The sequence below is a fragment of the Streptomyces sp. NPDC005435 genome (assembly GCF_040703155.1).
Lineage (GTDB): Bacteria > Actinomycetota > Actinomycetes > Streptomycetales > Streptomycetaceae > Streptomyces.
This window is the reverse complement of record NZ_JBEXEQ010000006.1, coordinates 1-18,588: the sequence shown is the minus strand read 5'-3', so window position 1 is coordinate 18,588 and position 18,588 is coordinate 1. Positions and strand designations below refer to the sequence as shown.

Sequence of the window (18,588 nt, the reverse complement as noted above, 5' to 3'; positions counted from 1 at the left end):
GCTGCTCTACAGTCCCATTGCGCCAGTGTTCACTGGCAGAGTCCAAGCTGATGCGTGGAGGCTTCGGGATGGCCCAGCACGAGCATGTACGGGTGGCGGTGATCGGGTCCGGGTTCGGCGGGCTCGGGGCGGCCGTGCGGCTGCGCCGCGAGGGGATCACCGACTTCGTCGTCCTGGAGCGGGCGAGGGGGGTGGGCGGCACCTGGCGGGACAACAGTTACCCCGGCTGCGCCTGCGACGTCCCGTCGCACCTGTACTCCTTCTCCTTCGCCCCCAACCCCGACTGGCCGCGCACCTTCTCCGGGCAGGAGCACATCCGCGCCTACCTGGAGCACGTCGCGGACACCTTCGGGCTGCGTCCGCACCTGCGCTTCGACTCCGAGGTCAAGCTGATGACCTGGGACGCGGAGCGGCTGCGCTGGAACATCGAGACGACGAGCGGGTCGTACTCCGCCGACATGGTGGTCTCCGCCACCGGGCCGCTGTCCGACCCGAAGATTCCCGCCATTCCGGGCCTGGACTCCTTCCCCGGCAAGGTGTTCCACTCCGCCCGCTGGGACCACGACTACGACCTCAGCGGCAAGCGCGTCGCCATGGTCGGCACCGGCGCCTCCGCCATCCAGATCGTCCCCGAGATCCAGCCCAAGGTCGGCCGCCTCACCCTCTTCCAGCGCACCCCGCCCTGGGTGATGCCCCGCGTGGACCGCGCCATCACCGGCGCCGAGCGGCGGCTGCACCAGGCGCTGCCCTTCACCACCCGGCTGCGGCGCGGGCTGCTGTGGGGCATCCGGGAACTCCAGGTGCAGGCCTTCACCAAGCACCCCGACGAACTCGGCCTGGTCGAGCGGCTGGCCAAGCGCAACATGGCCCGCGCGATCAAGGACCCGGCCCTGCGCGCCAAGCTCACCCCGGACTACCGCATCGGCTGCAAGCGCATCCTGCTGTCCAACGCCTACTACCCGGCGCTCACCCGGCCCAACGTGGACGTGATCGCCGGCGGGCTGAGCGAGGTACGCGGCTCGACCCTGGTCGCCGCCGACGGCACGGAGACCGAGGTGGACGCGATCATCTTCGGCACGGGCTTCCACGTCACGGACATGCCCATCGCCGAGCGCGTGGTCGGCGTCGGGGGCATCACGCTCGCCGACTCCTGGAAGGGCGGGATGCAGGCGCTGCGCGGCGGTGCTGCCGCCGGGTTCCCGAACTGGCTGAGCGTCATCGGGCCCAACACCGGGCTCGGGAACTCCTCCATGATTCTCATGATCGAGTCCCAGCTGAACTACCTCGCCGACTATCTGCGCCAGCTGGACGTGCTCGGCGGCCGGGCCGCCCTGGACGCCCGTCCGGCCGCCGTGGACGCCTGGAACGACCGGGTGCAGGAGCGGATGCGGCGCACGGTGTGGAACAACGGCGGCTGCACCAGCTGGTACCTGGACGCCGGCGGCCGCAACACCACGCTCTGGCCGGGCACGACCACCGAGTTCCGCAACGCCACCCGCCGGGTGGACCTCGGGGAGTACGAGGTGATCCGCGCGCGGAAGGCGACGCCTGAGGCGCCTGAGGCTTCCGGGGCACCCGAGGCACCCGAGGCACCCGAGGCACCCGAGGCACCCGAGGCACCCGAGGCACCCGAGCCCGCGAAGCCCGCCGCCAAGCCGGCCGCCGCCAAGAAGCCCGCCCGCACCGAGGCCGGAGCGTGAGCCGCCCCGCGCCGGTCGCCACCGGCCCCTACGCCCCGCCCGTCCCCGACCGCACCGTGGACGTCATCTCCGCCGACGGCGCCCGGCTGCACGCCGAGGTGCACGGCCCGGACGGCGCGCCCGCCGTCGTACTCGCCCACGGCTGGACCTGTTCCACCGCCTTCTGGGCCGCGCAGATACGGGACCTGGCGCGCGACCACCGGGTGATCGCCTACGACCAGCGCGGCCACGGCCGCAGCCCGCTGAGCCCGGCCTGCTCCACGGAGACCCTCGCCGACGACCTCGAAGCCGTCCTCGCGCACACCCTCGCGCCCGGCGAGCGGGCCGTGATCGTCGGGCACTCCATGGGCGGCATGACCGTCATGGCCGCCGCGAACCGCCCCCGCTTCCGCGAGCACGCGGCCGCCGTCCTGCTGTGCAGCACCGGCAGTTCGCGGCTCACCGCCCTGGCCCGGGTGGTGCCGCTGCCCGCCGGACGCGTACGCACCTGGCTGACCGGCCGCGTCCTCGGCTCGCGCGCCCCGCTCGGCCCGGTCACGCCGGTGGCCCGCGCGGTCCTCAAGTACGCGACCATGGGCCCCGGTTCGGCCCCGCACATGGTGGACGCCTGCGCCCGCGTCGTGCACGCCTGCCCGCGCACCGCCCGGTACACCTGGGGCGCGGTCCTGGACACGCTCGATCTCGACCACGGCGTACGGCGGTTGACCGTGCCCACCGAGGTGCTGCACGGCACCGCCGACCGGCTCACCCCCTCGGCGCACGCCCACGCGCTGGTCGCCGCGCTGCCGCACTGCGTCGGCCGGACCGAACTGCCCGGCATCGGCCACATGACCCCGGTGGAGGCACCGGAGGCTGTGACCGCCCGGATAAGGGAACTCGTCACCACGTACGCCGCGGGGAACGCCCCCGCATCGCTGGAGGAGGGCGCATGAGCAGGGTGGGTCTCGAAGGACAGGTCGCGGTCGTCACCGGGGCGGCGCGCGGGGTCGGGGAGCTGCTGGCGCGCAAGCTCTCCGCGCGCGGCGCGACGGTGGCCCTGGTCGGCCTGGAGGAGGAGGCGCTCAAGGCCGCCTCCGAGCGGCTGCACGGCGACGGCGGCTACTGGTACGCCGACGTCACCGACCACGAGGCGATGAGCCGGGTGGCCCGGGAGGTCAAGGAACGCTTCGGCAAGGTGGACATCGTGGTCGCCAACGCCGGTGTGGCGACCGGGGGTCCGTTCGCCGACTCCGACCCGGTGGCCTGGCGTCGGGTGATCGAGGTGAACCTGATCGGCTCGGCCGTCACCGCCCGCGCCTTCCTGCCGGTGCTGACCGAGAGCCGGGGCTACCTCCTCCAGGTCGCCTCGCTGGCCGCGATGACCCCGGCGCCGATGATGACGGCGTACTGCGCCTCCAAGTCGGGCGTGGAGGCGTACGCGCACAGCCTGCGCGCCGAAGTCGGCCACCAGGGCGTGCGGGTGGGTGTCGCCTACCTCTCCTGGACCGACACCGACATGGTGCGCGGCGCCGATCAGGACGACGTGATGCGGGAGTTGAGGCAGCGGCTGCCCTGGCCGTCGAACAAGACCTACCCGCTGGGCCCGGCCGTGGACCGTATCGCGGACGGCATCGAGCGGCGCTCGGCGCATGTGTACGGGCAGTGGTGGCTGCGCGGGATGCAGGGGGTGCGCGGTTACCTCCCGGCGCTGATCGGCACCGTCGGGCAGCGCGAGATGCGCCGCTACGCCTCGCGGCTGCAGGGGATGAGCTCGGGACTGGTGGGCGCGGGCGGCGCGGCGGACGAGGCGGAGAGGGCTACGGAACGTAACTGATCGACATGCGCTCCGTGTTCGCCCGTGTGAATCTGGTCGTGGCCCAGCAAGGGCCGATTCCCCCACCCCAACAGGGATGTGAACCCACATGGGTATGAAGGACCAGATCCAGGAGAAGTCCCGCCAGGCGCAGGACCAGGCCAAGGAGAAGATGGGCCAGGCCCGCGAGAAGGCGGGGCAGGCTCGGGACAAGGCGACGCAGGGCCGCGAGAAGGCCGCCGCCGGTCAGCGTGGCCAGCAGCAGCGTGAGGGCCGCCCGGAGCGCGACGCCCGCCAGGCCGGTGCCCACGAGGCGCACCGCGACCAGCGCGAGGACCGCTTCGACCCGGACCACAGCGCCTGAGCGTAGCGTCCGGCGTCAGCCGTGACGGCGGGGTGCCCGGTAGGCCACCGGGCACCCCGCCCCCGGCGCGTTCCGTTACGCGCCGGTGAGGACGACGAGCCGCTGGGTCGCCCGGGTCATCGCCACATAGCGGTCCACCGCGCCCTCGACGCCCGTGCCGAACGCCTCCGGCTCCACCAGCACGACCAGGTCGAATTCGAGCCCCTTCGCCAACTCCGGTGTCAGCGACCGGACTCGGGGCCGCTCCGTGAACGCGGGATCGCCGATGACACAGGCGGTCCCTTCGGGGTGCTCGGCCAGCCAGTCGTCCAGGACCTTGTCCAGGTCGGACACCGCGCCGTAGGTGACCGGAATCCCGTTGGACCGCACGGACGTCGGCACGTTGGCGTCCGGCAGCGCGGCGCGGATCACCGGCTCCGCCTCCGTCATCACCTCTTCCGGCGTGCGGTAGTTGATGCTCAGCGAGGCCACCTCCGCCCGGTCGAGGCCGACCCGCGCGAGCCGTTCCTTCCACGACTCGGTGAAGCCGTGCCGGGCCTGTGCGCGGTCGCCGACGATGGTGAAACTCCGGGACGGGCAGCGCAGCAGCAGCATCTGCCATTCGGCGTCGGTCAGTTCCTGCGCCTCGTCCACGACGATGTGCGCGAAGGGACCGGCCAGCTCGTCCGCGGTCAGAGTGGGCAGCGCGTCCTCGTCGACCAGGCTGTCCCTGAGGTCCTGCCCGTGCAGCATGGTCACCGCGCCCTCGCCGTCGGGGTCGGCCGCGATGACGCTGTCGATGACGGCGGACATCCGCTCCCGCTCGACGGCCGCCGTGGCGGCCTGCCGGCGCTTGGTCCGGGCGGTCTCCGGGTCGCCGAGCCGCTGCCGGGCCGCGTCCAGCAGGGGCAGGTCGGACACCGTCCACGCCTGCGGGTCGGCGCGGCGCAGCAGGCGTACCTCGTCGGGGGTGAGCCAGGGGGCGCACATCCGCAGATAGGCGGGGACCGTCCACAGGTCGCCGACCAGGTCGGCCGCCTCCAGCAGGGGCCAGGCCTGCCGCAGGGTGCCGGTCAGCTCGGGGTCGGCGGCCAGCGCCCGGCGGAACAGCTTCAGCGGGACCTCCTTGCCGAGCTTGTCCAGCAGGATGGTGATCAGCGCCTCCCAGATGAGGTCGCGGGCCTCGTTGTGCGGGACGCCCGCCTCCGCGGCCTCGAACGCCTCGGCCCAGTCGGCGGGGGTCAGGCGCAGCTCCGCCCAGGGGGTGGAGACGGTGAGCCCCTCGGTGGGCGGGGTCTCGTAGAAGCGCACCGCTTTCTCGATGGCCTTCACCATCTGCGCCGAGGACTTCAGCCGGGCCACCTCCGGGTCGGCCTCGGCGGAGGCGGTCGCGCCCTCGGTGACCAGGTCCCGCACGGTGCAGGTGCGCACTCCCTCCTCGCCGAGGCTCGGCAGCACGTCGGCGACGTAGTTCAGGTACGGCTGGTGCGGGCCGACGAACAGCACCCGGCCCTTGCGGTGGCCGAGGCGCGGGTCGGAGTGCAGGAGGTAGGCGGAGCGGTGCAGGGCGACGACGGTCTTGCCGGTGCCGGGGCCGCCGTCCACCACGAGGGCGCCGCGCGAGGAGGCGCGGATGACGGCGTCCTGGTCGGCCTGGATGGTGGCCAGTACGTCCCGCATCCGCTCCGAGCGGTTGGTGCCGAGGGTGGCGATGAACGCGGACTGGTCGTCCAGGGCCGCGTGGTGCTCCAGGCCCTCGGCGGTGAACACCTCGTCCCAGTAGTCGCTGATCCGGCCGCGCGTCCAGCGGTAGCGGCGGCGGCTGGCCAGGCCCATCGGCTGGGCGTGGGTGGCCGCGAAGAACGGCTCGGCGGCGGGGGAGCGCCAGTCGACCAGCAGCCGGCGTCCGTCGCCGTCGGTCAGGCCGAGCCGTCCGATGTAGACGGGCTCGGGGTCGTCGGCGTGGACGACGCGGCCTAGGCACAGGTCGAGGCCGAAGCGGCGCAGGGCGCGCAGCCGGGCGGTCAGCCGGTGGATCTCCAGGTCCCGCTCCAGCACCTCCCGGCCGGCCCCGCCGGGCGCCCGGCGCAGCGCGTCGATGCGCGCGGACAGCTCGGCGACCGTCTCCTCCAGGCTCGCGGAGATGGCCGCGAAGTGCCGTTCGTCGGCGGCGATCAGCGCCGGGTCGTCCTTGGCGGCGAGCCGGTCGGGCAGGTCGAACGCGCGGGACTCGGGCTCACGCTCGGACAGCAGCGCACACATGGCGTGGATCACTCATTTCCGCAGGTTCTGGGCTCGGCCAGCGATTGTGCGGCATGAGGGGGGCCTTGCCGCAAGGCCCCCCTTGCGCTATAGCTTGTAAGTGGCGGGGAGTGTGTGTTCCTCCCGTCGCCCCTCTTCCCGGCCTCCGTCGCGAGGCCGGCCTCGTGGCCCCCCGGCCGGTGTCTTCTCAACTTTCCTCGCGCGGCGGCAGTTTCGGCCGCGAGCGGTCCGGTACGTCGCTGTAGTCGGGCGGCACCGAGGCCGGTGTCGTCTCCAGCATGTCGAGCGCGAGCCGCACCGCGTCGTCCAGCTGGGCGTAGCGGCCCTCGGCCCAGTCCAGCGGGGTGCGCAGCGCCTCCAGGTCGGGGGTGACACCCCGGTTCTCCACGGACCAGCCGTACTCGTCGAACCAGGCCGCGTTCATCGGCACCGTGATGACCGTGCCGTCCCCGAGCCGGTGCCGTCCGGTCATGCCGACGACTCCGCCCCAGGTGCGCTGTCCGACCACCGGACCGAGCCCGAGCAGCTTGAACGCGGCGGTGATCATGTCGCCGTCCGAGGAGGTCGCCTCGTCGGCCAGCGCCACGACCGGGCCCCGGGGCGCGTTGGAGGTGTACGACACCGGCTGCGCGTCCCGGGTGAGGTCCCAGCCGAGGATGGTCCGGGTCAGTTTCTCGATGACCAGCTCGCTGATGTGGCCGCCCGCGTTGCCCCGCACGTCCACGATCAGCGCGGGGCGCGAGACCTCCAGGCGCAGATCCCGGTTGAACTGGGCCCAGCCCGAGCCGCCCATGTCGGGGATGTGGAGATAACCGCACTTGCCGCCGCTCAGCTCCCGCACCACCTGGCGGCGCCCCGCCACCCAGTCCTGGTAGCGCAGCGGGCGTTCGTCGATCAGCGGCACGACGGCGACCCGGCGCGGCCCGCCCGGCTCGCCCGGAGGCGGGGTGAAGGTGAGGTCCACGGTGGTGCCGCCGGAGCCCGCGAGCAGCGGGTACGGACCGGTCACCGGGTCGACCGGGCGCCCGTTGACGTGGGTCAGCACCGCGCCCTCGCGGATGCCGGTGCCGGCCAGCGGGGAACGCGCCCGGGAGTCGGAGGAATCGCCGTGCAGAATGCGCCGGACCACCCAGCTGCCGTCCCTGCGCACGAAGTTGGCGCCGAGCAGCCCCTGCCGGCGCTGGTAGTGCGGCGGGCCCTCGCTGCGGCGGGCCGGGGTGACATAGGCGTGCGAGGTGCCGAGTTCGCCGAGGACCTCACGGAGCAGGTCGGCGAACTCGTCGGGGGAGGTGACCCGTTCGACCAGCGGGCGGTACTGCTCCAGGACCCCGTTCCAGTCGACGTCGCACATGTTCGGCGCCCAGAAGTAGTCCCGGATCAGGCGCCCCGCCTCGCCGTACGCCCCCCGCCACTCGGCGCCGGGGTCCACCTCGTGCAGGATGCGGCGCAGGTCCATCCAGACGGTGCTGTCGCTGTCCCCGGGCTCGGTCGCCGGCACCGCGCGCAGCTCGCCCTCGTCCACCACCACGAGCCGGGTGCCGTCGCCGCTCACCTCGAACCAGTCGAGATGGCCCACGAGTTCGGACTTCTTGGCCTTGCTGAGGTTGAAGTGCTCAAGCGTCGGGCGGCCGGAGATGTCGGCCGGGTTGACGAAGGTCTCGCCGAGCGCGCCGGAGATCGGCCAGCGCAGCCAGACCAGGCCGCCGCCCGCGACCGGGCGCAGCGCCGAGTACTTGGAGGCGATCACCGGGAACGGCGTGACCCGGTTCTCCAGCCCCTCCAGCTCCACCATGACCGTGCCGGCCTCGCCGTTCCCGCTCTCCAGCGGGTCGAGCCCGCCGGCCGCCGGGCGCCCCTCGGGGTTCAGCGCGAAGGGCGAGGGCGTCGCGGAGGACAGCGGGACGAGGTACGGGCGCGAGCCGAGCGGGAAGGAGAGGTCGCCGGTGTGCACGTCGTAGACCGGGTCGAAGCCGCGCCAGGACAGGAAGGCGAGATAGCGGCCGTCGCTGGTGAAGACCGGGTTCTCGTCCTCGAAGCGGCCGTTGGTGACGTCCACGATGAGCCGGTCCTTGATCCGGGCCAGCTTGATCTGCCGCAGCGAGCGGCCGATGCCCGGGTGGGACCAGGTGAGCCAGGCGCCGTCGGGGGAGAAGGCGAGGTCGCGGACGGGGCCGTTGACGGAGTGGATCAGCTCGGTGACGGTGCCCGGGGCGGCTGTGCCCGCGGCCCCCTCCACGCCTTCCGTGCCCTCTCCGCCCTCCCCGCCCTCGGCGTTCTCCGCCACGTCGATCAGCAGCAGCCGTCCGTCGTTCGAGGCGACGGCGATCCGCTCGCCCTCCGGGTCCGAGACCATCTCCAGGACCCGCCCGAGCCTGCCCTGCGCCAGCAGCCGGGGTTCGCGGTCGCCGCTCGCGCGGGGCAGCTGGGCGATGCCGATCGCGTCGTCGCCCTCGGCGTCGGTGACGTAGGCGAGCTGGCCGGTGGAGCCCAGCATCTCCGGCAGCCGGACCCGGACGCCGGGGGTGTCGGCGATGGTGCGGGCGGGGCCGTCGCGGTGGGTGAGCCAGTACAGGCTGCCGCGCACCACGACCGCGCTGGCCCGCCCGGTCTCGTCCACGGAGAGGCCGTCCACGTGGTGCGCGGCGGGCACCTGGTAGGGGCGGCGGCCGGGGCTGGGCCCGCTGAGCCGCACGTCCAGCTTGCGCGGGGTGCCGGTGGGGGAGAAGTCGTCCACGATCCACAGGTCGCCCGCGCACTGGTAGACCACCCGGTCGCCGTCGGTGGAGGCGTGCCGGGCGTAGAAGGCGTCGTGGTCGGTGTGGCGGCGCAGGTCGGTGCCGTCCATGGCGACGGAGTAGAGGTTGCCGATGCCCTGGTGGTCGGAGAGGAAGGCGATGCGCCCGGCGACGAACATCGGCGAGCCCAGCTGGCCGTCGATGTCCTCCAGGAGCCGCTTGCCCTGGAGCCAGAGCCGGCCCATGGCGCCGCCCCGGTAGCGCTTCCAGGAGGCCATCTCGTGCGGCGGGGTGCCGGTGAGCAGCAGCGTCATGTGCTCGCCGTCCACGTCGGCGACCTGGATGTCGCCGACCGGGCCCCAGGGCAGCCGGCCGCCCGGGTCGCCGTCGGTGGGGACCTTGTGGGCCCAGCTGAAGTACGAGAACGGCTGGCCGTGGGAGGCGACGGCCAGGATGTCGCTGCGGCCGCTCTGGTCCGGGGGTGTCCAGCCGCAGACCTGGGTGTCGGCGGTGCCCCAGTGCGTCAGCTGCCGCGCGGGTCCGCCGTCGGTGCCGACCAGATGGATTTCGGGCATCAGACTGCGCCAGCTCGTGAACGCGATCTGCTTGCCGTCGGGCGAGAAGCGCGGGTGACCGGCCTTGGTGCGGTCCGCCGTGAGCCGCCAGGGGCGTCCCGGCGCGTCGAGGGGCGCCAGCCAGAGGTCGTCCTCGGCCACGAAGCACAGCTGATCGCCGTTGATGTGGGGAAGGCGCAGATAGCTCACCTACCCATGCTTTTCCGGCGGCGGGGGTGGGGCAACTCGGGCTTTCCGGGCGCGGCGGGGAGAGGGTCTTCGGGGGACGCCGGATGGGCCGTTCCGGTTGCCGTGGAACCTCGTGACGCAGGACACGTACGAAACGGTTTCGTTTCGCGGGGGGCTGCGCTACCTTCGTCTCGTGCGAGGTCTCCTACGCTGTGTCGTAGTTGGCTTTTGTATAAAGTCCCGTACGGGACCGTGCTGTTGACCAGCGGGAGGGTGAGACCGATGACCGATGCCGCCACCGCGCGGCGCAGCAGGCTCACACCCGAGCGTGCCGCCGAGCTGTACGAGGCCGTGCTCGACCTGCTGCGCGAGGTCGGTTACGACGCCCTCACCATGGACGCCGTCGCCGCCCGCACCCGCTCCAGCAAGGCCACCCTCTACCGCCAGTGGGGCGGCAAGGCCGAGCTGGTCGCCCGCGCCATACGGCACGGCAAACCGGGCCCGGTCTCCGACGTGGACACCGGCTCGCTGCGCGGCGACTTCCACGCGGTCGTCGAGCACGAGGACGACTGCGCCATGGAGCAGAACAACGCCCTGATGCGGGGCCTGGCCATGGCCGTCCACAACAACCCCGACCTGCTCGCGGCCTTCCGGGAGCATCTCATCGAGCCCGAGATGGGTGCCCTGCGCGCGATGGTCGCCCGGGCCGTGGACCGGGGCGAGATCGCGCCGGACAACCCGGCGCTGCCGTTCGTCACGCACATGATGATCGGCGCGTTCGCGACGCGCGCGCTCATCGACGAACAGCCGCCGACGCAGGCGTTCCTGCGCTCGTACATCGACGCCGTGGTCCTCCCCGCCCTGGGCGTCCCCACCTCCTGACCTCCCCGATATTCCCCGCAAGCCCACCACCTGACGTCACCGCTCACGTCGCCGGGCTGATCCCCCCTGCCCAGATGCCCGTCACGACCTGACCGGGAGTACGCCCTCGTGGCCACGTATCTCTACAAACTAGGCCGGTTCGCCTTCCGGCGACGGCACTTCGTCGCCCTGCTGTGGATCGCGCTGCTCACCCTCGCCGGGGTGGGCGCCGCCTCCGCGCCGCCCGCCGGGAACTCCTCCTTCTCGATCCCCGGCACCGAGGCGCAGCGCGCCTTCGACCTGCTGGAACAGCGCTTCCCCGGCATGAGCGCCGACGGCGCCACCGCCCGTGTCGTCTTCAAGGCGCCCGCCGGGCACAAGATGACCGACGCCGCCGAGAAGTCGGCCGTCCGGAAGACCGTCAAGGAGCTGTCCTCCGGCTCCGAGGTGGCCTCCGTCGCCGACCCGTACGCCGGACACACCGTCAGCCGGGACGGCGCGATCGCCTACGCCTCGGTGAAGTACAAGGTCTCCGGCATGGAGCTGAAGGACGCCTCCCGGGACGCCCTCAAGGAGGCCGCCGGGCACGCCCGCGAGACGGGGCTCACCGTCGAGGTCGGCGGCGACGCGCTCAACGCCACGCCCGAGACCGGCTCCAGCGAGGTCATCGGCATCGGCATCGCGGCCGTCGTCCTGGTCATCACCTTCGGCTCGCTGATCGCGGCCGGGCTGCCGCTGCTCACCGCGATCGTCGGCGTCGGCATCGGGGTCTCCGCGATCGCCGCGCTGGCGAACCCGCTGGACCTCGGCTCGACCACCTCCACCCTGGCCACGATGATCGGCCTCGCGGTCGGCATCGACTACGCCCTGTTCATCGTCTCCCGCTACCGCGCCGAACTGGCCGAGGGCCGCGAGCGCGAGGAGGCGGCGGGACGGGCCGTCGGCACGGCGGGCTCGGCGGTGGTCTTCGCGGGCCTCACCGTCGTCATCGCGCTGGTCGGCCTGTCGGTCGTCAACATCCCGATGCTGACGAAGATGGGCGTGGCGGCGGCCGGTACGGTCGCCATCGCGGTCCTCATCGCGCTCACCATGATCCCGGCGCTGCTCGGTTACGCGGGCCGCACGGTCAAGCCGGCCGGCGAGAAGAGCCGGCTGCTGGGCGGCGGGCGCGGGGCGAAGGAGTCCGGCCGCCCCAACATGGGCACCCGGTGGGCGAGTTTCGTCGTCCGCCGCCCGGTCGCCGTCCTGCTGCTCGGCGTCATCGGCCTCGGCGCCGCCGCCGTACCGGCCGCCTCGCTGGAGCTGGGCCTGCCCGACGACGGCTCCCAGCCCGTCTCCACCACCCAGCGCCGCGCCTACGACCTGCTCTCCGAGGGCTTCGGGCCCGGCTTCAACGGCCCGCTGATGGTCGTGGTCGACGCGAAGGGGAGTGACGACCCGAAGGCCGCGTTCACCAAGGTCGGCGACGAGATCAAGGGCCTCAAGGACGTCGTCACGGTCACCCCGGCCACGCCCAACAAGGCGGGCGACACCGCGATCATCACCGTCGTACCGAAGTCCAAGCCGTCCTCGGCCACCACCGAGGACCTGGTGCACGCGATCCGCGGCAAGGGCGGGGAGATCACCTCCGCGACGGACGCGAAGCTGCTGGTCACGGGCGCTACGGCGATGAACATCGACGTCTCCCAGAAGCTGAACGACGCGCTGCTGCCGTACCTCTCGCTGGTGGTCGGCCTCGCCTTCCTGCTCCTGATCGTCGTCTTCCGCTCGATCCTGGTCCCGCTGAAGGCCGCCCTCGGCTTCCTGCTCAGCGTGCTCGCCGCCCTCGGCGCGGTCGTCGCGGTCTTCCAGTGGGGCTGGCTGTCCGGCCTGATGAACGTCGAGCAGACCGGCCCCGTCATGTCGATGATGCCGATCTTCATGGTGGGCGTGGTCTTCGGACTCGCCATGGACTACGAGGTGTTCCTCGTGACCCGGATGCGCGAGGCGTACGTCCACGGGGAGAACCCCGGCCAGGCCGTCGTCACCGGCTTCCGCTACGGCGCCCGTGTCGTCACCGCCGCCGCCGTCATCATGATCGCCGTCTTCTCCGGCTTCATCGGCTCCAGCGAGTCGATGATCAAGATGATTGGCTTCGGCCTCGCGATCGCCGTCTTCTTCGACGCGTTCATCGTCCGCATGGCCATCGTCCCGGCCGTCCTCTCCCTCCTCGGCCGCCGCGCCTGGTGGCTCCCGGCCTGGCTGGACCGCGCCCTGCCGAACGTGGACGTGGAGGGCGAGGGACTGCGGACGGAGCCGGACGCGGACGAGGCGAAGGAACTCGTCCGGGCGTGAGTACCGGGCCGGGAACCTGAGTACCCGGCCCGGAACCTGAGTACCCGCCCCGATCCGTACCGCCGGCTCTCCGAGCAGGATCGTGCCCGCACCCGTTCCCCGGGTGCGGGCACGGTCATGTTTCCCCACGGCAGGAGCCTGCGATGAACCCCGAGACCTACGCGGCCCTCTACGGCCCGTACCGGCCGGTGCCCCGCCGGCGGCGCACGGACACCCTGCTGACTGTGGTGGCCGTACTCCTCTGGCTGGTCACCCTCTTCCCGTTCGGCCTGCTGACGTTCCTGATGGGCACGGCGAGCCTGTGGGCGCTGGCGGACGGCACACCGTGGGCGGAGGTGCGGGGCATGCTCCTGGTGTACGTCCTGATACCGGCGCTCGCGGCGGCGGCCCTGACGGCCCTGGGCTTCGTCCCGCCCCTGCGCCGCCTGCGGCTCCCGGCCCGACTGGCCGTCCTGGGCGCGATGGCCTGCCCGCTGTCACTGGGGGCCGGGCTCTGGACGTGGCTGACGATCGGCTGACCGCCGCTCCGGCTGCCTCGACACCGGTCAGGCCGTGGGGTGCTGTACGGGCCTGCCGAGCTGGTGGACGGTCCAGCCGGACGCTGTCCAGGCGGTGGTGTCGACGGCCGTGCGGACGTCGACCAGGACCTGGCGGCGCACCTTCGCCGCCGCGGTGGCCGGCAGGGAGGTGTCCTCCGTGAACCGGGGCCACTCCGTGGCCAGGACCACGATGTCGGCGTCCTGGAGCGCGGTGCCGATGTCGTCGGCGTAGGTGTACTCCGGGTGCAGCCGGCGGGCGGCGGGCACGGACTCGGGGTCGTGGATCACGGTGCGGGCGGCCGCGGAGTGCAGCAGCCCGGCCAGGCGCAGGGCGGGGGAGTTGCGGACGTCGCTGGTGCCGGCCTTGAAGGAGGCGCCGAGGACGGCGACCGTCGCGGTGTCGAGGGGGCCGCCGTGGGCGCGCTCGACCAGGTCGCGGGCGGCGTCGAGGCGGGCGTGGTTGACGGTCTCGACGGCGGTGAGGAGACCGGCCGCGCCGGCCGCGCCGAGTTCGCCGACCCGGTGGGTGAAGGCGGCGAGGTCCTTGGGCAGACAGCCCCCGCCGAACCCGATCCCGGGCCGCATGCCGCCGTGGCCGATACGGGGGTCGATGCCGAGGCCGTGGGCCACCGTGGTGACGTCGGCGCCGGTCAGCTCGCAGACCTCCGCCATGGCGTTGATGTAGCTGATCTTCGTGGCGAGGAAGGCGTTGGCGGCGCTCTTGAGCACCTCGGCGGTCGCGGGGTCGGTGAGGATCAGTTCCGTCTCGCCACGGGCGAGGACCGGCGCGTACACCTCCCGTACGGCCTTCTCCGCCGCGGGCGACGTGAGGCCCGCGACGATCCGGTCGGGGCGCAGGGAGTCCTCGACGGCGTGTCCCTCGCGCAGGAACTCGGGGTTCCACACGAGGTCCACGCCCGCCGATCCGGCGTGCTCGCCGATGATCTCCCGCAGCCGGGCGACCGTGCCGACGGTGACCGTCGACTTGCCGACGATCGTGGCCGGGCGCCTGAGCAGCGGCGCCAGGGAGCGCACCGCGCCGACGACCTGCCCCACGTCGTAGCCGCGGCCGTCCGTGCGCAGCGGGGTGCCGACGGCGACGAAGTGGAGGTCGGCCCCCTCGGCGGCCTCGTGGAGGCTGGTGGTGAAGCGCAGCCGGCCCGTGGCGACGTGCTTGCCCAGCAGTTCGTCCAGGTCCTTCTCGTAGAAGGCGGCCCGGCCGGTCTGGAGGATCTTGCAGAGGTCGAGGTCGAGCTCGACCCCGACGACCTCGTGGCCGAGCTCGGCCATCGCGGCGGCGTGCGGGGCTCCGAGGTGCCCGCAGCCGATCACCGAAACGCGCATAGCTGTCCTTGTCGTGGTGAGTGTCGTGGGGGCGCCCGTACGGTGTGCCCCAGGACGCTATCGGCCCTGGATCAAGGGGAGTTGAGCCTTGGCCACCGTCCGGCCGGAGGGTGACGCCGAGGGATTCGCACGGCCGTACGGGCGCGGGCCGCCCCCGCCGGCACCCCCAAACCCCGTGTACAGGCCACACAGTGATCCGTTAGCGTGCGGGGTATGACGACTGGTCCTCACCGGTGACGCCGCTCGTCACCGCCGCCGTCCTGCTCGCCGCGTTCACCCATGCCGGGTGGAACGCCATCGCGCACCGCATCACCGACAAACTGACCGGGTTCACGCTCATCGCCGGGGGCGGGCTGGTCATCGGGCTGGTGATGGCGCTGTTCACGCCGTTGCCGGCCGGGCCCTCGTGGCCGTATCTGCTCGTCTCGGCCGGGGTGCACGTCGCGTACTACGCGCTGCTGATGACCTCCTTCCGGCTCGGCGACTTCGGGCAGGCGTACCCCCTCGCACGCGGTACCGCCCCGCTGGTGGTCACCGTGCTCGCGGCCGTGTTCGCGCACGAGGTGCCGGGCGTGTGGGCGGCGGCCGGGGTCGCGGTGTCGTGCGTGGGGCTGCTGGGGGTCAGCCTCTGGGGGCTGCGCGGCCGGCGCCCCGACTGGAAGGCCATCGGCGCCGCCGTCGCCACCGGGCTCACCATCGCCGCGTACACCGTCCTCGACGGCCTCGGCGTCCGCCAGGCCCACACCCCGCTCGGCTACATCGCCTGGCTGATGGCGCTCCAGGGCGTGGTCATCCCGGCGTACATGTACGTGCGCGTACGCGGCGGCATGCTCCGCCAGCTCAAGCCGCACGCCACGCTCGGCCTCCTCGGCGCCGCCCTCTCCGTCGCCGCCTACGCCCTCGTCCTCTGGGCCCAGACCCGCGCCCCCCTCGCCCCCGTCGCCGCCCTCCGCGAATCCTCCATCATCGTCGGCGCGGCCATCGGGGCGATGTTCTTCAAGGAACGGTTCGGCGCACCCCGGATCGCCGCGGCGGGGCTGCTGGTGGTGGGGATCGGGCTGATGCTGCACGCGGGGTGAGTGCGGCCCTGTCCTACAGCTGCCTCAGCCGGGCTGTCGGCGCGTTGTCGGGGCTGTCAGGGGGATGTCGGTGGGTTGTCGGGGGTGGTTGGGACGTTGGGGGAGTCGTCGGGCGGTTGCTCGGCGGGGACGCGGACAGCTAGGGGACTCCGACATGAACACTCACGTCACGATCATCGGCGCCGGGCTCGGCGGACTGACGCTGGCACGGGTTCTGCACGTGCACGGGATAGCGGCCACCGTTTACGAGGCGGAGGCGTCGCCGGCGGCGCGGATGCAGGGCGGGATGCTCGACATCCATGACTACAACGGGCAACTGGCGCTCCAGGCAGCCGACTTGGTGGACGAGTTCCGGGCCATCGTGCTGGAGGGGCGGCAGGCGCTGCGGTACATCCAGCGGGACGGCACCGTGCTGGTGGAGAAGGAGGACGACGGGACGGGCGGACGGCCCGAGGCGCAGCGCGGGGACCTGCGGCGGATGTTCCTCGACGCGTTGCCCGAGGGCACCGTGCGCTGGGGGCACAAGGTCACCGGGGTCCGTGCGCTCGGCGGTGGGCGTCATGAGGTGCGCTTCGAGAACGGGACCTCCGTCACGACCGGCCTCCTCGTCGGCGCGGACGGCGCCTGGTCGCGCGTACGGCCGCTGCTGTCCGACGCCACGCCCGCGTACGTCGGCGACGCCTTCGTCGAGAACTACCTGTACGACGTCGAGACCCGGCACGCGGCCGTCGCGAAGATGGTGGGCGGCGGCTCGTTCGGTGTGTTCGACCCGGACCAGGAAGGGCAGGGCATCATGGCGCACCGGGAAAGCGGCGAGACCATTCACACCTACGTCCCGCTCACCAGGCCGCTGGACTGGTTCGCCGGCATCGACTTCGGCGACGGCCCCGCGGCCACCGCGCGCATCGCGGCCGAGTTCGAGGGCTGGGCGCCCGAGTACACCGCCCTCATCACCGAATCCGACACCGCCCCCGTCCTGCGCCCCCACTACGCCCTGCCCGTGGGACACCGCTGGGACCGCGTGCCCGGCGTGACCCTCCTCGGCGACGCCGCCCACCTCACCGCGCCCAACGGCGAGGGCGCCAACCTCGCCATGCAGGACGGCGCCGACCTCGGCGAGGCCATCGCCGCGCACCCCGGCGACCCCGAGGCCGCGCTCGCCGCGTACGAGCGGGTGCTGTTCCCGCGCAGCGCCGACGCCGCCGCTGCCGCTGCCCGCAAGCCCACCACCGAGGAACTCGTCGCCTTCTTCGAGCAGCACCAGCAGACCGGCTGAGGCACGGGCACGCGCCGGATGCGTCACGGCCGGCTGTGCGGTGGCTGCGGGCAGGATGGGGTACGAGGAACCGGAATCACCCCCACCGCACCGACAGGGAGCCGTCACATGACGACCGCACAGCCGACCGTCGCCGTCCTCGGCACCGGCATCATGGGCGCCGCCATGGCCCGCAACCTCGCCCGCGCCGGGCTTTCCGTCCGCGCCTGGAACCGCACCCGCGCCAAGGCCGAGCCGCTCGCCGAGGACGGGGTACGGGTCGCCGGTACGCCCGCCGAGGCCGTCGAGGGCGCCGACGTCATCCTGACCATGCTGTACGACGGCGGGACCGTCCTCGACGTCCTGCGCGAGGCCGAACCCGCGCTGCGCCCCGGCACCGTGTGGGCGCAGTGCACCACCGCCGGGACCGAACTCACCGGCGAACTCGCCGCGTTCGCCCGTGAACACGGGCTCCTCTTCTACGACGCCCCCGTCCTCGGCACCCGCGAGCCCGCCGAGGCCGGGACCCTGACCGTCCTCGCGGCCGGGCCCGAGGAGGGGCGGGCCGCGCTCGCGCCCGTCTTCGACGCGGTCGGCTCCAAGACCGTCTGGACCGGTGAGGACGGCGCCGAGGCGAGCGCCAGCCGGCTCAAGCTCGTCGCCAACGACTGGGTGCTCGCCGTCACCGCCGCCACCGGTGAGGTGCTGGCCCTCGCCCAGGCCCTCGGCGTCGATCCGCAGTCCTTCTTCTCGCTCATCGAGGGCGGGCCGCTGGACATGGGGTACCTCCGTGCCAAGAGCGCGCTCGTGCTCGACGGCAGGCTGACCCCGGCCTCCTTCGCCGTCGCCACCGCCGAGAAGGACGCGCGGCTGATCCTCGCGGCGGCGGAGCGTGGGGGTGTACGGCTCGACCTCGCCGAGGCGGCCGCCGCGCGCTTCGCCCGTGCCGGTGCGCAGGGGCACGGGGGTGAGGACATGGCCGCCGCCTACTTCGCCAGCTTCGAGGAGAAGGCGGGGGAGTGAGCGGGGTGCCTCCGGCGGCCGTCGACATGAGAGGGGTGCCTCCGGCGGCCGTCGACATGAGATTCGCCGCGTGCTGTCGCACCCTGGAAGCAGAGGTTTTCCGGAGGTGGTCGTCATGATGCACACCGCTGTGGGCTGGCACATCGAGCTGGAGTTCATGGAGGACGACCAGCACACGCGCGCGGTGGCCATGGTGCGTCTGCCTGATGGCAGCGAGGTGCGTGCCCATGGGCATGCCACTCGGCACCAGGTCGACAACAACCAGCCGCGGGTCGGCGAGGAGATCGCGGGCGCCCGGGCGTTGAACGAAATCGCCATGCGTCTGCTGGAGAAGGCGCACGAGGAGATCGATCAGGACTCGGGGCGGATCTCGCATCCGATCCACGTGTAGGGCGGCTTCCGGCGGGGCGTTGGGCGTCCGGCTTCGGGCGTCGTTCGTCCTTCGGCCGTCGTCGCTTCCGTCGTGGCTTCGTGCGTCGTGGGGCGGGGCCGCGGCGGGGGGTGTCCGTCCTCGGTCCGGCGGGCTGCGTACCGAGGAGCACAACGTGTTTTCGCCGGCCGCTGCGGGCGGACACCCC

Annotated in this window: 14 protein-coding genes; 11 read left to right on the top strand and 3 right to left on the bottom strand. The window is 72.8% G+C overall.

Going from position 1 to position 18,588, the window contains the following annotated elements; genetic code table 11:
* Positions 1 to 68: 68 nt before the first annotated feature.
* The 4 genes from AB0898_RS09245 to AB0898_RS09230 all read left to right on the top strand — a co-directional run bounded on the left by AB0898_RS09245 (position 69) and on the right by AB0898_RS09230 (position 3,856).
* Positions 69 to 1,700, top strand: a complete 1,632-nt coding sequence (locus AB0898_RS09245; protein ID WP_366802232.1) for an NAD(P)/FAD-dependent oxidoreductase — start codon at positions 69 to 71, stop codon at positions 1,698 to 1,700.
* Entirely contained in the window at positions 1,697 to 2,632 is a 936-nt protein-coding gene (locus AB0898_RS09240) for an alpha/beta hydrolase (RefSeq protein WP_366802231.1), read from the top strand. Before AB0898_RS09245 ends, AB0898_RS09240 begins: the two co-directional genes overlap by 4 nt.
* Positions 2,629 to 3,513 carry an SDR family oxidoreductase gene (locus AB0898_RS09235; RefSeq protein WP_366802230.1) on the top strand — a complete coding sequence of 295 codons (885 nt, stop codon included), beginning with the start codon at positions 2,629 to 2,631 and terminating at the stop codon, positions 3,511 to 3,513. The genes AB0898_RS09240 and AB0898_RS09235 overlap by 4 nt, the downstream gene beginning before the upstream one ends.
* 88 nt (positions 3,514 to 3,601) lie before the next feature.
* Positions 3,602 to 3,856 carry a hypothetical protein gene (locus AB0898_RS09230; protein ID WP_366802229.1) on the top strand — a complete coding sequence of 85 codons (255 nt, stop codon included), beginning with the start codon at positions 3,602 to 3,604 and terminating at the stop codon, positions 3,854 to 3,856.
* Between the two features lie 75 nt (positions 3,857 to 3,931).
* On the opposite strand, the gene helR is transcribed toward AB0898_RS09230, so the two are convergent.
* Together helR and AB0898_RS09220 are read right to left on the bottom strand one after the other, a co-directional pair.
* Positions 3,932 to 6,097 carry an RNA polymerase recycling motor ATPase HelR gene (gene helR / locus AB0898_RS09225; RefSeq protein ID WP_366802228.1) on the bottom strand — a complete coding sequence of 722 codons (2,166 nt, stop codon included), beginning with the start codon at positions 6,095 to 6,097 and terminating at the stop codon, positions 3,932 to 3,934.
* A 187-nt stretch (positions 6,098 to 6,284) separates the two neighbouring features.
* On the bottom strand, positions 6,285 to 9,596 hold the full coding sequence (locus tag AB0898_RS09220) for a S41 family peptidase (protein WP_366802227.1): 3,312 nt from the start codon (positions 9,594 to 9,596) through the stop codon (positions 6,285 to 6,287).
* A gap of 261 nt (positions 9,597 to 9,857) precedes the next feature.
* On the opposite strand from AB0898_RS09220, the gene AB0898_RS09215 reads away from it, so the two are divergent.
* The 3 genes from AB0898_RS09215 (at position 9,858) to AB0898_RS09205 (ending at position 13,288) form a co-directional block, all read left to right on the top strand.
* Positions 9,858 to 10,457 (top strand): TetR/AcrR family transcriptional regulator, encoded by a 600-nt coding sequence (locus AB0898_RS09215; protein WP_366802226.1) that lies wholly within the window; start codon positions 9,858 to 9,860, stop codon positions 10,455 to 10,457.
* A gap of 108 nt (positions 10,458 to 10,565) precedes the next feature.
* Entirely contained in the window at positions 10,566 to 12,770 is a 2,205-nt protein-coding gene (locus tag AB0898_RS09210) for an MMPL family transporter (RefSeq protein ID WP_366802225.1), read from the top strand.
* A gap of 143 nt (positions 12,771 to 12,913) precedes the next feature.
* On the top strand, positions 12,914 to 13,288 hold the full coding sequence (locus AB0898_RS09205; protein ID WP_366802224.1) for a hypothetical protein: 375 nt from the start codon (positions 12,914 to 12,916) through the stop codon (positions 13,286 to 13,288).
* 27 nt (positions 13,289 to 13,315) lie between these two features.
* On the opposite strand, the gene AB0898_RS09200 is transcribed toward AB0898_RS09205, so the two are convergent.
* Positions 13,316 to 14,653 (bottom strand): UDP-glucose/GDP-mannose dehydrogenase family protein, encoded by a 1,338-nt coding sequence (locus tag AB0898_RS09200; protein ID WP_366802223.1) that lies wholly within the window; start codon positions 14,651 to 14,653, stop codon positions 13,316 to 13,318.
* A 233-nt stretch (positions 14,654 to 14,886) separates the two neighbouring features.
* On the opposite strand from AB0898_RS09200, the gene AB0898_RS09195 reads away from it, so the two are divergent.
* The 4 genes from AB0898_RS09195 to AB0898_RS09180 all read left to right on the top strand — a co-directional run bounded on the left by AB0898_RS09195 (position 14,887) and on the right by AB0898_RS09180 (position 18,401).
* Positions 14,887 to 15,732, top strand: coding sequence for an EamA family transporter (locus AB0898_RS09195; protein WP_366802222.1), 846 nt, complete (start codon positions 14,887 to 14,889; stop codon positions 15,730 to 15,732).
* A 154-nt stretch (positions 15,733 to 15,886) separates the two neighbouring features.
* Entirely contained in the window at positions 15,887 to 17,008 is a 1,122-nt protein-coding gene (locus AB0898_RS09190) for an NAD(P)/FAD-dependent oxidoreductase (protein WP_366802221.1), read from the top strand.
* 108 nt (positions 17,009 to 17,116) lie between these two features.
* On the top strand, positions 17,117 to 18,010 hold the full coding sequence (locus AB0898_RS09185) for an NAD(P)-dependent oxidoreductase (protein ID WP_366802220.1): 894 nt from the start codon (positions 17,117 to 17,119) through the stop codon (positions 18,008 to 18,010).
* Positions 18,011 to 18,125: 115 nt separating this feature from the next.
* A complete protein-coding gene (locus tag AB0898_RS09180; protein WP_366802219.1) occupies positions 18,126 to 18,401 on the top strand; it encodes a DUF1876 domain-containing protein in 276 nt (91 codons plus the stop codon).
* The last annotated feature ends 187 nt before the right edge of the window (positions 18,402 to 18,588 follow it).

Excerpts from the sequence above, each read along its gene's own strand:
- AB0898_RS09245 (WP_366802232.1), top strand. The coding sequence starts at position 69 with ATGGCCCAGCACGAGCATGTACGGGTGGCGGTGATCGGGTCCGGGTTC.
- AB0898_RS09235 (WP_366802230.1), top strand. The coding sequence starts at position 2,629 with ATGAGCAGGGTGGGTCTCGAAGGACAGGTCGCGGTCGTCACCGGGGCG.
- AB0898_RS09230 (WP_366802229.1), top strand. The coding sequence starts at position 3,602 with ATGGGTATGAAGGACCAGATCCAGGAGAAGTCCCGCCAGGCGCAGGAC.
- helR (WP_366802228.1), bottom strand. The coding sequence starts at position 6,097 with ATGTGTGCGCTGCTGTCCGAGCGTGAGCCCGAGTCCCGCGCGTTCGAC.
- AB0898_RS09215 (WP_366802226.1), top strand. The coding sequence starts at position 9,858 with ATGACCGATGCCGCCACCGCGCGGCGCAGCAGGCTCACACCCGAGCGT.
- AB0898_RS09205 (WP_366802224.1), top strand. The coding sequence starts at position 12,914 with ATGAACCCCGAGACCTACGCGGCCCTCTACGGCCCGTACCGGCCGGTG.
- AB0898_RS09200 (WP_366802223.1), bottom strand. The coding sequence starts at position 14,653 with ATGCGCGTTTCGGTGATCGGCTGCGGGCACCTCGGAGCCCCGCACGCC.
- AB0898_RS09190 (WP_366802221.1), top strand. The coding sequence starts at position 15,887 with ATGAACACTCACGTCACGATCATCGGCGCCGGGCTCGGCGGACTGACG.
- AB0898_RS09185 (WP_366802220.1), top strand. The coding sequence starts at position 17,117 with ATGACGACCGCACAGCCGACCGTCGCCGTCCTCGGCACCGGCATCATG.
- AB0898_RS09180 (WP_366802219.1), top strand. The coding sequence starts at position 18,126 with ATGATGCACACCGCTGTGGGCTGGCACATCGAGCTGGAGTTCATGGAG.